The sequence below is a fragment of the Chitinophagales bacterium genome (genome assembly GCA_041392475.1).
Lineage (GTDB): Bacteria > Bacteroidota > Bacteroidia > Chitinophagales > UBA2359 > JAUHXA01.
The window spans coordinates 1369002-1383114 of sequence record JAWKLZ010000001.1 but is presented as its reverse complement, the minus strand read 5'-3'; the positions used below and the strand labels follow the sequence as shown (position 1 = coordinate 1383114).

Below are 14113 nucleotides of genomic sequence, written 5' to 3'. Positions count from 1 at the left end.
TGCTTATAAACCATATATTATTAAATTTCTAAAATCGTTTTTGTTATGATGAATTTTTATTTTAAGTGGATTCGTTTGTATTATTTGTTGTTTGTGATGGGTTTAGGTATTATAGGGGGGGTAATTTGTTTGGGCAGGCACAACTCTGTAAATGTAATGTAGCTCCTTTCTTTCATGTAAATAGCGAAGGTTATACAGTGGCTTCTACTGTTGCTACTTGGACTCATAGTTCAAACCCAATAGTTATAAACAGTACCGCTATTAGAATCAATGGAGATTTAGTCATCCTTGGCGGAGCTGAATTAACAATTAATAACATGGCTTTTGAATTTGGTTTAGAGGGTCGAGTAATTGTACAACGAGGAGGTAAATTGACACTTCGAAATTCTACGTTTACTGGAGATGATATTTGTACTACTATGTGGCAAGGAATACAGGTTCATGGAGTAGGAAGTAGTGGGCAACAACCAACAATAAATAATACAGGTAAACTTTACATAATTGATTCTGTAATAGAACATGCAGTCGTAGGAGTAGCGAATAAAGAGATAGATTCATTCAATATGAATGGTATTGCGATAACCGATTTAGGAGATTACATAGCAAATGGTACAATTTCTTCAGTTAGTTATTTACAGTTAGATAAAGTCTATCAGACTTCTTTTGATAACTCAAATGGTTTTGTAGAGGTAACAGGAAACAATACCGTGTTTAGAGATTGTTTCTATGGAGCTTTTGTAGGTGAGTCAAATGGGCCAAATGATATGTTTGCTTCATATAGTCCTTGGAGTGTGATAAAAAGTGCTACGTTTAATACTTCTGGTAATTTGAGATGTCCCTTAGATGGATACAGAACGGAAGCGGGAATTTCTACATTTAATATGGTTGGAACCTCAAAAGTAAAAGTTGATTATTGTGAATTCAATAATTTAAAACATGGATGGTATTCTCATTTGAATGTTAATCAAGAAAGTAAGACTAATGCATTCTTTAATTGTAATAGAGGAATATCTATTTATGGTTTAGGTACTTATTCTTTTATCAAGTTTGATGTAAATAATAATGAATTTTCTGATTGCGATGCTGCTGTTCAAGCAACAAAAACGAATATACAAGTTTCTGACAATTATATAGAAGCAACAAATTTAATTTTTGGTGCCAATATAGGTATATTGTTGAGGGGATGTGATTTTCTTATAGATGAGAATCGAACGTCCAATATTTATACTGCTGTACTAAGTTTGGACAATGATGAATGGGAAAGTCATATCAAACGCAATATATTTCAAGATGGTTATGTTGGAGTCGTAACAGGAGGCGATAACACAGGGGTTCAAATGTTTTGTAATAATTTTGACAATTATTTGGATGTGGGCATTGGCGTTGTTCCGTGGCAAAATGCGGGGTCAGTGGGTATTTTGAGTGAGCAAGGAGTATGTAATGATTTTCCTACTCAAAATATTTTTACCCCTAATGCACAAAGTACTACAGATATTTATGCAGGAGTTTCTACTCCTACTTTTGAATACCGAGATTTCAATATTGTAGGAAATATTACTGTAAGTCCTCCTGTTCAGTTGGTAGATTGCAGTGGAGCTTTTCCTGGCAATGATAGGGCTGATTATTGTGATTTTACTACTGATGCAAAGATACCTGTTTCTCAAATTAACAATTTGCCTTCTGAAGGTGAGAAAAATAGAGCCGTAGCAGCTTGGTTTCGGGAATATATGTTTCAAGGTGATGTGGTAGCGGCAGTTAGTCTATTGGAAACGGTTTCTACAAGAGCTACTAAGCGAAAACTGATTCCTTTTAAATTAAGTGAAAATGACTTTATTGGAGTAAATCAACTTCTGAGTGAGTTGCCTCTTCAAAGTTTGGAGGATCAAAATTTTAATGCCTATTACAGTCTTTTAGTAGCTTTAAAACAAGCAAATAGAGATTATTTCTCCAGTCTCACCCAAAGTGAAATCAGTACTTTAACCACAATTGCTGGTAGCAAAACCCATACAGCATTGGATGCACAAGAACATCTGCGAAGAGCAGGGTTGGCTTATTATCCTATAGAACTACCTGATTTATCAGTTTTGCCCCACAATCAAAGTGTAAACAAAGCTATAATCCCTACTCCTAATATTGCAACGATAAGTTCTAATCCAATAACAAGTTGGGGAAGAATCTCCTATGATTTACCTACAAATGAAATTGCAGTATTGCATATTTTTAACATCACAGGTAAAAAAGTAAGAGAAGAAAAGATAGAGAATAAGGGAACTTATACAATTGCAGAGGATGCCTTAGTCAATGGATTGTATATTTATACCATTAGCTCCAATCAGAAAATTTTGCATAGAGAAAAAATAATCATTGCAAGGTAAAGGACGGTTTTATGTAACAACAAAGGCTTCTATAAAAAAACATAGAAGTCTTTGTTCTTTTTTATTTCATTAGAAATCAAAAGATATGAAAGCATTTTCATTAGTAGTTAGTATATACTTTTTTCTCTGTCACTCTTTGTTCCTTCAATCTCAAAACAACAAATACTTTCAAAAAGGCTTTTTTTGGGAGGAAAATATCAACAATCATGGAATTAGAGTTATTCAAAAACCCAATAATGGTAATTTTTTGATAATTGGACCGACCAATGATTATTCTGGCATCATAGAGGGTTTTGTTTTTGAAATGAATGAATATGGAACGATGGTACAGGTGTTGGAGTTTAAGGAGGAGGGCTTTAATAGAGTTATTTTAAGAGATTTGAAAATCACTGAGGAAGGTATTGCTTTAGTCGGTTTTGTGGAAAATGAAGCAGAAGTAAAGTGGTATTCCTATTTCCTACACATTGATGAAGATGGGAATATTCTACACAAAAAAATAGGCGATGATTTGCCCTACAACAATGCTTTTTTCACCATGACCCCGACTCCAGATGGAAATTATTTGGTAGCAGGTCAAATAGCAGAACGAAGAGGCTCTCTGTCTTATATGGATCCTTTTTTGATGAAGATAGACAAAGAAGGAAATGAACTGTGGCAAAAACAATACTACCCTTATAGCAAAGGAAACCGTTTTGATGAAATCATTCCCAACGAAGACCAAACGGGCTATTACCTATTAGGAACAGTTGGCTACAATGTAGAATCTGGCGAACCTTTAATCATGGAAATAGACGAAGACGGGAATGTGATTTGGGAGAAGATATACGATGTGTTTCAAGAGGATTCCTTTAGTACTATCGCCACAAGCATTGCAGTCACAAATGATAATCAATTGATGTTTACCGCATTGGTGAATAGTGTTTTTGCTTATGGCTATATTGTAAAGTTGGATTCTTCAAGAAATATTGAGTGGAGGAATGATGGAGATTTGTTTTACAGTGAAACGATTAAAGAAGTCAATCCTTTAGCAGATGGTACATATGTCGCAGTAGGAGCGAATAGCAACTACCTAATTAGTGGAAAAACACGAACAGATGCGGATATGCAGTTGGCAAAGTTGAGTGCCGAAGGAGAGGTTCTGTGGGAAAGGCGATATGGGGGATTGAGTAGCGACTATGGTTTTGATATGATGGTCACAGAAGAGGGTGGGTTTATAGTTTGCGGTCGTTTGCAGAGTTTAGAATTGACAGATGCTGATTTTGGGGCAGCCTTGTATGTGGTCAAAACCAACTGCATGGGCCTCCTCACCGAACCCCAAACCTCCTTCTCCGCTGAACAAGACCCCGAAAACCCTCTCACCTATCACTTCACCAATCACAGCGAATACGTCTATCCCGATAGCATAGATGGAGGACATTTTTTGTGGGATTTTGGAGACGGTGCGACTTCGGAGGAACTACATCCAACACATTCTTATGCTAACAAAGGAGAATCCCGTATTGTGACTTTGACCGCAGTAGTGTGTTCCGATACCTCCCGATTCGACATCAAAGTGGTGACAGGAGAAGAAATTGTAGGGATTGAAGGAGTGGACGGACTGCCCGCTTTTTCCTTCAAATTGTATCCGAATCCTACAAGTAGTGGACAGGTGTTTTTGGACTACGATTTGCCAAAAGAGGGTTTGCTGCAATTGTATGATTTACAGGGGAAAGAAGTGGGGAATTGGAGATTGGATAGTCAAAATAAGGAGTTGATATTGGATTTGGAGAAGTTGAGGAGTGGGATGTATGTGTATCGGCTGACGAGTGAGGGGGCGTTTTTGAAGGGAGGGAAATTGGTGGTGGAGTGAAACTTTGGCAACGTGAGTCGTCCTAAAAAAACCTTACAGTGAAATAATATGTACTGAAATAGTTTGGCACTCAAAAAATTAACTATCAGTGAAATAATCAGTAATTTCTAAAAATGTAAAACTTCAAAAGTTTCAAATCACAGGATTTGTCAAAGAACCATAATTTTTTTAATCTCCAATTGATAAAATGTTAAAAATGAAAAAAGCAATCCTATTTATCATATTGTTTGCATCAATTGGTACGAATACTTATGCCCAGTATAGCTCAATGCTCAATGAGGGAAGTGAATGGTATCACTATTTCTGGTTTGAGGCAAGTTGCAATCATAAATTGTCTGTTAATGGAGATACCCTTATCAATGGAATTGTATATAAGAAGGTGTTGAATATGGGAGATTTATGTAACTATCCTTATGAAACTTTTGTCAGAGAAGATGTCAACACCAAGCAAGTTTACATCTATTATTATGATACAATTGAGGTAATGATATATGACTACTCTTTGTTGCCAGGTGATACAATCAAGTATCGTAATTATGATTTAGTGCTTGATAGTATTTCAAATATTTTACCACAATATTCAAGTTGTGGATATGTTCCCGAACTATTCTTAGACAATCCTAAAATATTTTATTTTTCTTATATTGACTGTAACTTTTGTGGCAATGTAATATGGGTTGAAGGTATCGGAAACATAGCAAATCCTTTTGAGCCAGAGTTTTCTTGGACTGCTGGTAATTTAGGAGATGTTTTACTTTGTCATTACAATGATACAGGTTTTAGAGATTTCCATTTTATCTTCTGTGAAGAACCGAATCCTTGTGAAGGACCTTATGTTTCCATACAAGAATTGGACTACACAAGAGACAATACTTTTGTCAAGATATATCCCAATCCAAGTTCAGAAATGGTAACCATTGAAACGGATGAAATCTTGAAAAATATTATTGTATATGACATTTATGGAAATTTACTTCAACAATATGAAATACCGAAAAATAATGCAATAGATATATCAAAATTTAACAATGGAATTCTACTCATTGTTTTCAGAACAAATGACAATGCATATGAAGTAAAAAGGGTAATAAAAAACTGACTCATGGATATTTTTAGTGGAGCAGTTAAAGACTTTTGTAGTTTTCTTTTGAGAGCATACTGATTTTCAAACATTCCATATCTTTAAGAATAAACTACAAAAGTTTCATTCCACTAAAATCTTCGATGAACCATTTTTAAGTGGCCATTTATTTACTTTTTGCTGTACTAGATGGAAAGGAACACTTGTATTGGTTTTGGCAAGTCCATTTCCGATTTCTTCGGAACAGGTATTCCTTGAATATTTGTAGAAAGCGAAAAAGGTAATTAGAGAACTTCATCCCGATTCACCATCGGGACAGGTTTCCGTTCAATCCATACATCACAATATCACCAATAACAGCACAATAATGTTGTCGAAGCTAAACCTGCCTTCTTCGTTGGGGGCCACTCCTACCACAAATACACTGTCTTTTTCGGTTTTTAGCAACACGTTGGCATACGGCATTCCTGTGTTGGTTTTATCCTTCACGATTCCAGAAATCATTTCACTGTTTTGTGCGAAAACTCCTGATATTGAGAGCCATAGTAAAGATATAAAGGCTATTTTTTTCATTGTATTTTTCTTTTAGTAGTTTTTTTCTAAAAAATTGACAATCAAGCTATTAAGATGTAAATTGAATTTTTGCAGCTTACTGATAATCAAACCTCTGCGTCTCTCTGTCTCTGCGTTTAGTAAAAACTACCCGAACCATTGTCTATTGTAAATCAAAATTTTTGGACTGCAAAGTAACGAGTTATAATTAAAGAAAGTTTGTTTTGTTGGAAACATAGAAATGAAAAACAAAATAAGAATTGAGATAAAAAACCGCTTGTTAATCAGTCAGTTCAAAATGCTAACAGAGGTAATTTTTGACCATTACTTAGCTAAAAAGTGTCTCAAATAGGAGCATACAAAATTGTCCAATATAGACTCGCACATTGTGACCGCTTATATTACTCAAACCCACCACAACCCCTCCGAGGAGAGGAATCTCGTACCAATTGGAAAATTCCCCTCTTGGGAGGGATAGGGGTGGGTTGCGATATATTCCTGTTTAATGCAGAGACCTATAATTGAGTTAGGTGATTTTTAGCAAGCCACAAAAAATAAAATGTCACAGCGAATACCTTTTACTGAGGATTGATTTTTTGTGAATTTTTTGTGATAGTTCTGTGATAACTCACCTTTATTTTTGCAACTAACAATTGATTATAATTAATTAAAATAACTTTATTTTTTTCATAAATAAAATATCAATAAGATGAAACGAGTATTTTTTTCCCTTACATTCCTTTTGATCACTTTTTCATTCATGACAACCAGCTGCTCAAAAGACGATGACACCATTACCATTGATTCTTCACTTCCCAACGGCAATTTTGTGTCCGAACGATCAGGTAGTTTGACTGCTCAAAGTGGCACACCTACTGCTGGTACAGTAGAATTGGGTAAAGACGAAGACAATGTTAATTTTTTGCACTTTGCTAGTAATTTCACGACTGAATTGGGAACAGGTACTGTTGGTATCTATCTTTCTACATCAGATACGTTTATGGCTGACCCAGGGAGTGGCAATCCTGACTTGATATTGGTTGGGTCTGTACAAGGAAACGGTGAGCAGTATGTAAAAATTAATCAAACTGTACCAAGTAGTTTTACACACGTAATATTGTGGTGTAATACTGCCAGTATTCCTTTTGGGAATGCTCCCTTACAATAGGGAATTATCATGAAGTCTTTGAATATAACCAAAAAATTAAGTCTATTCAAAGGCTTCTTTCTTAAAATTTTCTATCAAACTTAAGCAATGAAATTCTATACTTATTTACTTATTGTATGTTGTTTTATGTGTTTTTTTGAAGTCCAAGCGCAAAATGGTTGGACCAGAAAGGCAAAAGGATTGTATGCACAAGCGGCAATATCTACTTTTAGTTCAAACAATTACTACAATACGGATGGTGAATTATTCAATGCGGGTAGCACTTTTCAAAGTCGTGGATTGTTGCTGTATGGTGAATATGGCTTGACTGATAGGTTCACCGCAATGCTCGATTTGCCCTTGCTAATGTTGAACAGCTTCAATACCACGGAAACGGTTGCAGGAATTGGCAATGCCAAACTGGGATTGAAGTACAGACTTTTAAAGAATATACCGATTTCCCTTCAAGTCGACTTCGAAGTTCCCACCGACGATGGCATCAAACTTTCCAATGCAAAAGAACCCAATAGTTTGGGAATGATAGACCAAATCAACCTTCCAACTTCAGATGGAGAGTTCAATGTTTGGACAACTTTGGCAGCTTCGCAATCTACTTCCAACGGCAAAACTTTTGGGAGTGTCTATACAAGCCTTAACCTTAGGACAGAATCTTTTAGCAATCAATTGCAGGTGGGATTAGAGCTAGGACATTTGTTTTTTGATAAGTTGTACTTGATTGGGAAGGTCAAAATACAAGACAAGTTATCCTCCGATTCAGGTTCACCGAGTGCTTCTTTTCTCTATGGAGAAGGCACAACTTTCACTTCTTATGGTTTGACAACAATGTATAAATTGGATAAACATTTGAACTTAGTGGCTTCATTTTCAGACTTTACGGATGTCATTGTCAAAAGGAGAAACATCTATGACGGAACTACATTTTCAGTGGGAGTGGCTTTAGAATATTGATGGACAAACTTTTACCTACTTCTTTCTATTGGATGACTCCTTCAATAATCGCCTTGAACATATCCATTCCCGTTTCGAGTATTTCGTCAGGAAAGTCGTAGTCTGCATGGTGCAAAGCAGGTGTATTCACGCCCGCCCCCAAACCAAACATTGCAGCCTGATACTCTTGGGAGAACCAGCCAAAATCCTCTCCAAATTTGAAGGGATGTGCTTTTTCTTTCACTTCAAAACCCTTCTCTTGGGCTGCTTTTCGGATAAATTCATTGCAGGTATCACTGTTTTGGACGGTCGGAAAATATTCAAACCAATCCACACTATATACCCAACCTTGATGCATAGAAATTTGATTCAAAATCTTGTATATCCTTTCCTTCAATGTGCTCATAACCTCTACCGTCCATGTTCGGATGGTATAATGCAACTCACCTATTCCTGCCGAAATACCATACGATTTTTGCCCCATATTGAGGTGAACGGGCGTAAGGACTGCAAAGTGTTTGTCATTTGGGTTATTCACATTGAGCTTCGAAAATTCAAGGATGATTTCTGCCATTCCAATTGCAGGATTGATGCCGTTTTCAGGTTCAGCAGCATGGGATTCTTTGCCCATTAGGTGAATGGTCAAACTCTGAACAGTAGCTGAAAAATTTTTGGGTACAATGACAATCCTGTTCAAAGGTTCGCCAGGAATATTGTGAAGCGCAAAAATATAATCTGGCTTCAAGTTTTTGAACCGCTCATCTTTTAGCACTTCAAATGCTCCTTCCCCTGTTTCTTCTGCGGGCTGAAACAAGAGAACAATTTTTCCCGACTGAAATGTCTGCTCTTTGAGCCAAAATACCAAGCCTGCCACCATTGCAATATGTCCGTCGTGACCACATTTGTGCGAAACTCCCTGAGTTACTGAGCGATGCTCAAAGGTATTTTTTTCTTCAATGGGCAATGCATCAAGTTCACACCGAATTACAATGGTCGCACCTTTTTGTGGAAATTCGTAAACAACTGCCAAGCCATTACCTCCTATCTCTTCGATGATTTTTGTGGGATGATGATTTGCTTCTACAAAGGCTTTTATGCGCTTTGCAGTATGAGCTTCAAATCCCGATAATTCAGGGTTTTGATGGAGTTCCTTTCGAAAGGCTTTTATTTTTGAGAGCATTGGTGTTTTTTGTTAATTGTCAATATTTTGCATTCTAAAATTTCACTTCAATAATTACCCCACTTCAACAGGTTCACCCAAAAATTTGGGCTTTTTTCGCAGCAAATACACATCCAAAACCGCCTTGACCCTCGCCAAATATTCACGAACCATCACCTTAAATCCGTAACGCATTGCCACATTGCGGGCATTGAAGCCAACGGCCTCCAAGCCTTGAGATTTCGCAATAAAAATAGCACGCTGATTGTGAAACAATTGCGAAATGATGGTAAAACGCTGTTGCCCAAAAATCTCCTTGCAGCGCACCACCGAATCCAAAGTGCGAAAACCTGCATAGTCGAGGTAAATCGCAGATTCGGGAATTCCCTTTCGCATCAAAGCTGCTTTCATTGCCGTAGGTTCGTCATAGTTTTTGGTATGGTTGTCGCCACTTGCCACAATGTATCGAATTTTCTTAGCTTTGTAGAGTTGTACCGCTGCCTGTATGCGAAAATCGAAGTACAAGTTGCGGCGACCATTGGCGAGTATTTCGGTTGTACCCAACAATAGACCAACTTTATTGACGGGAATATCCGAAATTTTGTCAAAAACCTTGTTGCGGGTGCTGTGTTCTATCCATTTATTGCAGGTGAAAATCAAGGCAATAATGGAAAATACGGCAATGAGCAACCAAAAGAGCATTTTTTTGAATTTTTTCATACATAAATAAGACGTAAGACAAAAGATTAAAGACATAAGATGTTATCTTAACATCCACTAAATATTCACAACCAAATACAAACATGACCAGACGACCCAGACGCAATCGCAAAAACAGCGTGGTTCGCAGCCACATTCGAGAAACACACCTCAGCACAGACCATTTGATTTATCCCTTGTTTTTGTTGGATGGAAGCAACAAAAAAATAGAAATCGAATCCATGCCCAATATTTACCGCTATTCGCTCGACAATATACTGAAAGAGGTAGAAAGTTGCCTTCAATTGGGTATCAAAACCTTTGTATTGTTTCCCGCTGTGGAAGAATCCCTCAAAGATAAAACGGCTACGTATAGCTATCAAACCGATAACTTCTACTCTGCTGCAATAAGTTCCATCAAAAAACATTTTCCCGAAGCCTGCATTATGACCGATGTAGCGATGGATCCTTACAGTTCGGACGGACACGATGGTTTGGTCGAAAATGGTCAGATATTGAACGACGAAACCCTGCCAATATTGGTCAAAATGTCTATTGCACAAGCAGCGGCTGGAGCAGACATTATTGGACCTTCGGATATGATGGATGGCAGAATTGGAGCAATTCGAAAAGGATTGGATGCCAATGGTTTTCACAATGTTGCGATTATGGCTTATACGGCTAAATATGCAAGTGCTTTTTATGGGCCTTTTAGAGATGCCTTGGATTCTGCTCCCAAATCGGGCGATAAGAAAACTTACCAAATGGATCCTGCCAACAAGTTGGAAGCCTTGATTGAAGCAGAATTGGACTATGAAGAAGGGGCAGATTATTTGATGGTCAAACCTGCAAGCCTTTATTTGGATGTGATTCACTTATTGAAGGAAAATTACCAAGTACCGATTGCAGCCTACAACATTAGCGGTGAATACAGCATGGTGAAGGCGGCAGCATTGAAGGGTTGGATTGATTATGATGCGGCAATGAGTGAAATGTTGCTGAGTATCAAACGGGCAGGAGCCGATGTAATATTGACCTATTTCGCAAAGGATTATGCACAATTGAAGATGTAAAAATAGTTTAATAGTATTTGAAGATGCGAAGGTTGGTAAGTGTCTAATTTCCTATTAAACAATAGGCTAGCCAATCTCTGGGTTGCTTGTTTACCTGATTTATTAAATATAACTTGGCCTTTCGCAATGCGGAAGCATAACTTTCGCCCTTCAATACCAATTCAAATAACTTCATTACCAACAAACTACTCGATTGATCAGGTATGTCAAATTGGGTAAAAATGATGTTCTTTGCCCCTGCATACAAAAAACTTCGATTCATAGCCATCATTCCTTCACCCTTTTGTAATTTTCCTACTCCGCTACTACAACTACTTAAAACAACCAGGTCTGTATTTTGAAGTTGAAGTTGGTAGGATTCTGATATTGTGAGTAAGAAATTATTTTCAGCGATATTGTTTTCAGCATCTTTTATATTTGCCAAATATATGCCTGACAAATTTGTACTTTGCTCGTGTATAAAACCATGTGTAGCAATCAACAAGAATTTTCCGTGTGACGCAAATTCTATTAAGTTTTTTTTGGACGCAGCACTGTATAAAAAAGCCTTGGCAGGAAGTTGCTGCAATTCAAAAAGTTCGTAAATATTCTTCACCTCATTTTCTGTATTTGGTAGCACCTTCAAAGCCCACTCCCCTTGCTTATTGGAACGCAATACAGTAGTTCGGCCTTCTACACTTTCTATAGCCAACTCTATAGATTCTGAGCCATCAAATGTAACAGGTGCGAAGCCAACAAAAGAGGCTTTTGTGGTAGTTGTTGCCGTTTTATTCAATTCTGAATGATACAATAAGAGGGTAGCAGAATAATGATACATAATTTCAAAATGCCGCAACAAATAAGGTAAATCTGCAAAATGTGAGGTCGTAGTAGAGGAAGCTTTTGAATCGTTTTTTAATAACCCTTCAAAAGGCAAATAATTCAAAACATCATCCCTAATAAATATAAGTCGCTCAATGCCTTCTATTGTTTTTTCTATTGGACACAATAGCAGTTCATATAATTTATTACCTAATGCCACAAAATCTACCAAATCAGCCATATTCAATGCCTCTTGAAATTCTACTATCCATTCTTCCAATACAGATGGTTTTTTGATTTTCTCAACCTGATAATTATCAGGAGTGATGCAAAAAATATACACATCTTTTTCTCCAACAAAATATTCTATTAGAGCAGTAGTTTGAGTTTGTTTTAACAAATACACTTGAATTTCTTCTACATTCGTTATAGTAGTGCTATATTTGAGTTGAAAATACTTTGGGTACGTTATTTCAAGTTTTTCAATCAGATTTTCATATTCTTGGTTGTAGTCAAAGTGTTGAGCTTGTAATATTCTGAGGCGTTTTTTACTTTTTTCGGCTTCTTCTTTATCTTTTGGGCTTAGATTGTTTTGTTCTTCGGCAATTTGTTTATCGATAAAACTAAGCTCTATTCTCAAATCATACTCTTTTTGTCGAATTTTTTCAGGAATGTTGGTAGCTATTTTGGCTTCACTATCTCTGATATTGGAGAGTAACAAAACAGCTTTGGATTGTTCGGAGAAAGAAAACACTTGACGTAAATAATAATCTATCATTTCAACCCCTTCAATTTTTTGGACTAACTCCCATGTAGCTTCTAAGAATCCTTCAAATATACCTGCCACTTTTTCGGCTAAAAAAAGCTTGCTATCTTCTGCCTTGTAACTATTGCGAATCTGAGAAATTAGCTGGATGGCCAAGAGATACGTGTCAAAAGAGGCTTGAAGGTATTTCGGTTTTTGATTTTGAAGAAACGCATGGTAAAATGTGCGTGCTTTTCCGCTTAATAACTGCAAAAAACCCTGTGTATCTTGTACATCATAGGAAGTGGGATTTTGGTAAACATTCATTTCTTCAAAATCATAGGATAAGGATTGTAGCCCTTTCTGATAGGAGTACAGAGCTTTTTTCAACTTTCCAATTTTACCATAACAGAGGCCCATACTGAGGTAGCACTGTGCGCTGACAGGATGATTGTCAATTAAGTATGCAGGTAAAGATTTCAATGCTTTTTTTTGAAGTTTCAGAGCCTTATCATAATTGGTCTTTCTCATATAAATTTCGCTCATATTGTGATAAATTGCAGCGATGTCTTGGTGGAACGAACCAAGTAAAGGCAGTAAAGTCGTTAGAACCTTATTGTAAAGTACCAGTGTTTGTTCATAATTTTTTTGCTCCATATAGCAGACCGCCATATTCCAATAAAACCCTATAAGATTGGGGTGGTTTTCTCCAAATATTGATTGGTAAATCTCCAAACCCTTTTGGTGATATGATAATGCAGTCGCATACTGATTCAATGCTTCATAAGCAATACCCATATTTGCATACGTTCTTCCTACTTCGGGGTGATTCTCTCCAAAGATGGCTACGCAAATGTCCAATGCTTTGTAGTAATAAGATAAAGCTTGATTATGGTCTCCATTAGACCAATAGATGATACCGATGTTGTTGTAAATTGTAGAAATTTCGGAGTAGGCTTCCCCAAATTTATTTTTAAATATCACCAATGCTTTTTGATAGACCTTCAATGCTTGTTGTTGATTGCCCATTAAACTGTAACTATTTCCCATATTCATATACACACCACCCACATGAGGATGGGAGCCTCCTAATTCTTGCAGTAATAATTGAAGCCCTTTTTCGTAAAATGTCATTGAAGTTTTATAATCTCCTAAAAATTCATAACAACTTCCATTTTCGATGTAAACTTTTGCAATAGAGATATTTGTCTTTTGTTCAAAAACTATAAAAATGTTCAGTGCTTTTTGATTGTACCCCAAAGCTTTTTGTATATCTCCATTTAATCGGTAGCATTTTCCAAAATGACCATAAGTTTCTCCAACTTGAACATGGTGTAGTCCCAATTTTTCGAGTCCCAAATCCAATGCTTTGTTCAAATAAGAAAGGGCTTCTTCATAGTTTGCCAGATGAATTGCATTGACTGCAATGGAATTGTATAGTAATTGCTCTTTCTCTACTATCCCATTGGCTTGATATATTTTCGCAGCTTCTTTCAGTAAATCATTAGCCGCTTTGAATTGGGTAGCGGATTGTAGTTTTTCAGCTTCAATTACTTTCTTTTCTGCAGATTTCAATCTTTCTCGTTGGTTCATTTTAAGCGAATTTCATCTTGAAGAATACTCTAAAATAATATTTTTTCTTCAAACCTGAATAGCCTCAAAATGAAGTAATTTCATTTTGAGG

At 36.6% G+C, this 14113-nt stretch carries 10 protein-coding genes; 6 read left to right on the top strand and 4 right to left on the bottom strand.

From position 1 onward, the window contains the following. Nucleotides 1-197 precede the first annotated feature (197 nt). The 3 genes from R3E32_05035 (at nt 198) to R3E32_05025 (ending at nt 5323) form a co-directional block, all read left to right on the top strand. A complete protein-coding gene (locus R3E32_05035) occupies nt 198-2375 on the top strand; it encodes a T9SS type A sorting domain-containing protein (GenBank protein MEZ4884085.1) in 2178 nt (725 codons plus the stop codon). Nucleotides 2376-2460: 85 nt separating this feature from the next. Then, nucleotides 2461-4224: a T9SS type A sorting domain-containing protein gene (locus tag R3E32_05030; protein MEZ4884084.1), complete on the top strand. Its 1764-nt coding sequence runs from the start codon at nt 2461-2463 to the stop codon at nt 4222-4224. 196 nt (nt 4225-4420) lie between these two features. After that, a complete protein-coding gene (locus R3E32_05025; GenBank protein MEZ4884083.1) occupies nt 4421-5323 on the top strand; it encodes a T9SS type A sorting domain-containing protein in 903 nt (300 codons plus the stop codon). Between the two features lie 321 nt (nt 5324-5644). Here R3E32_05025 and R3E32_05020 read toward each other — a convergent pair whose 3' ends face one another. After that, nucleotides 5645-5878 carry a carboxypeptidase-like regulatory domain-containing protein gene (locus R3E32_05020; GenBank protein ID MEZ4884082.1) on the bottom strand — a complete coding sequence of 78 codons (234 nt, stop codon included), beginning with the start codon at nt 5876-5878 and terminating at the stop codon, nt 5645-5647. A gap of 739 nt (nt 5879-6617) precedes the next feature. On the opposite strand from R3E32_05020, the gene R3E32_05015 reads away from it, so the two are divergent. After that, nucleotides 6618-7025: a DM13 domain-containing protein gene (locus R3E32_05015; GenBank protein MEZ4884081.1), complete on the top strand. Its 408-nt coding sequence runs from the start codon at nt 6618-6620 to the stop codon at nt 7023-7025. 87 nt (nt 7026-7112) lie between these two features. Next, complete coding sequence (locus R3E32_05010) at nt 7113-7973, top strand: hypothetical protein (protein MEZ4884080.1); 861 nt, start codon at nt 7113-7115, stop codon at nt 7971-7973. A 25-nt stretch (nt 7974-7998) separates the two neighbouring features. On the opposite strand, the gene R3E32_05005 is transcribed toward R3E32_05010, so the two are convergent. Together R3E32_05005 and R3E32_05000 are read right to left on the bottom strand one after the other, a co-directional pair. Beyond that, nucleotides 7999-9132 (bottom strand): amidohydrolase, encoded by a 1134-nt coding sequence (locus R3E32_05005; GenBank protein MEZ4884079.1) that lies wholly within the window; start codon nt 9130-9132, stop codon nt 7999-8001. A 54-nt stretch (nt 9133-9186) separates the two neighbouring features. Beyond that, the gene (locus R3E32_05000; GenBank protein MEZ4884078.1) at nt 9187-9813 is read right to left on the bottom strand and encodes an ElyC/SanA/YdcF family protein; all 627 of its coding nucleotides are present in this window, start codon (nt 9811-9813) and stop codon (nt 9187-9189) included. Between the two features lie 101 nt (nt 9814-9914). Between R3E32_05000 and hemB the strand changes: the two genes are divergently transcribed. Beyond that, complete coding sequence (gene hemB / locus R3E32_04995; protein ID MEZ4884077.1) at nt 9915-10883, top strand: porphobilinogen synthase; 969 nt, start codon at nt 9915-9917, stop codon at nt 10881-10883. A 43-nt stretch (nt 10884-10926) separates the two neighbouring features. On the opposite strand, the gene R3E32_04990 is transcribed toward hemB, so the two are convergent. Beyond that, nucleotides 10927-14022 carry a CHAT domain-containing tetratricopeptide repeat protein gene (locus R3E32_04990; GenBank protein MEZ4884076.1) on the bottom strand — a complete coding sequence of 1032 codons (3096 nt, stop codon included), beginning with the start codon at nt 14020-14022 and terminating at the stop codon, nt 10927-10929. Between the last annotated feature and the right edge of the window lie 91 nt (nt 14023-14113).

Excerpts from the sequence above, each read along its gene's own strand:
- R3E32_05020 (MEZ4884082.1), bottom strand. The coding sequence starts at position 5,878 with ATGAAAAAAATAGCCTTTATATCTTTACTATGGCTCTCAATATCAGGA.
- R3E32_05030 (MEZ4884084.1), top strand. The coding sequence starts at position 2,461 with ATGAAAGCATTTTCATTAGTAGTTAGTATATACTTTTTTCTCTGTCAC.
- R3E32_05015 (MEZ4884081.1), top strand. The coding sequence starts at position 6,618 with ATGACAACCAGCTGCTCAAAAGACGATGACACCATTACCATTGATTCT.
- R3E32_05005 (MEZ4884079.1), bottom strand. The coding sequence starts at position 9,132 with ATGCTCTCAAAAATAAAAGCCTTTCGAAAGGAACTCCATCAAAACCCT.
- R3E32_05000 (MEZ4884078.1), bottom strand. The coding sequence starts at position 9,813 with ATGCTCTTTTGGTTGCTCATTGCCGTATTTTCCATTATTGCCTTGATT.
- hemB (MEZ4884077.1), top strand. The coding sequence starts at position 9,915 with ATGACCAGACGACCCAGACGCAATCGCAAAAACAGCGTGGTTCGCAGC.
- R3E32_05010 (MEZ4884080.1), top strand. The coding sequence starts at position 7,113 with ATGAAATTCTATACTTATTTACTTATTGTATGTTGTTTTATGTGTTTT.
- R3E32_04990 (MEZ4884076.1), bottom strand. The coding sequence starts at position 14,022 with ATGAACCAACGAGAAAGATTGAAATCTGCAGAAAAGAAAGTAATTGAA.
- R3E32_05025 (MEZ4884083.1), top strand. The coding sequence starts at position 4,421 with ATGAAAAAAGCAATCCTATTTATCATATTGTTTGCATCAATTGGTACG.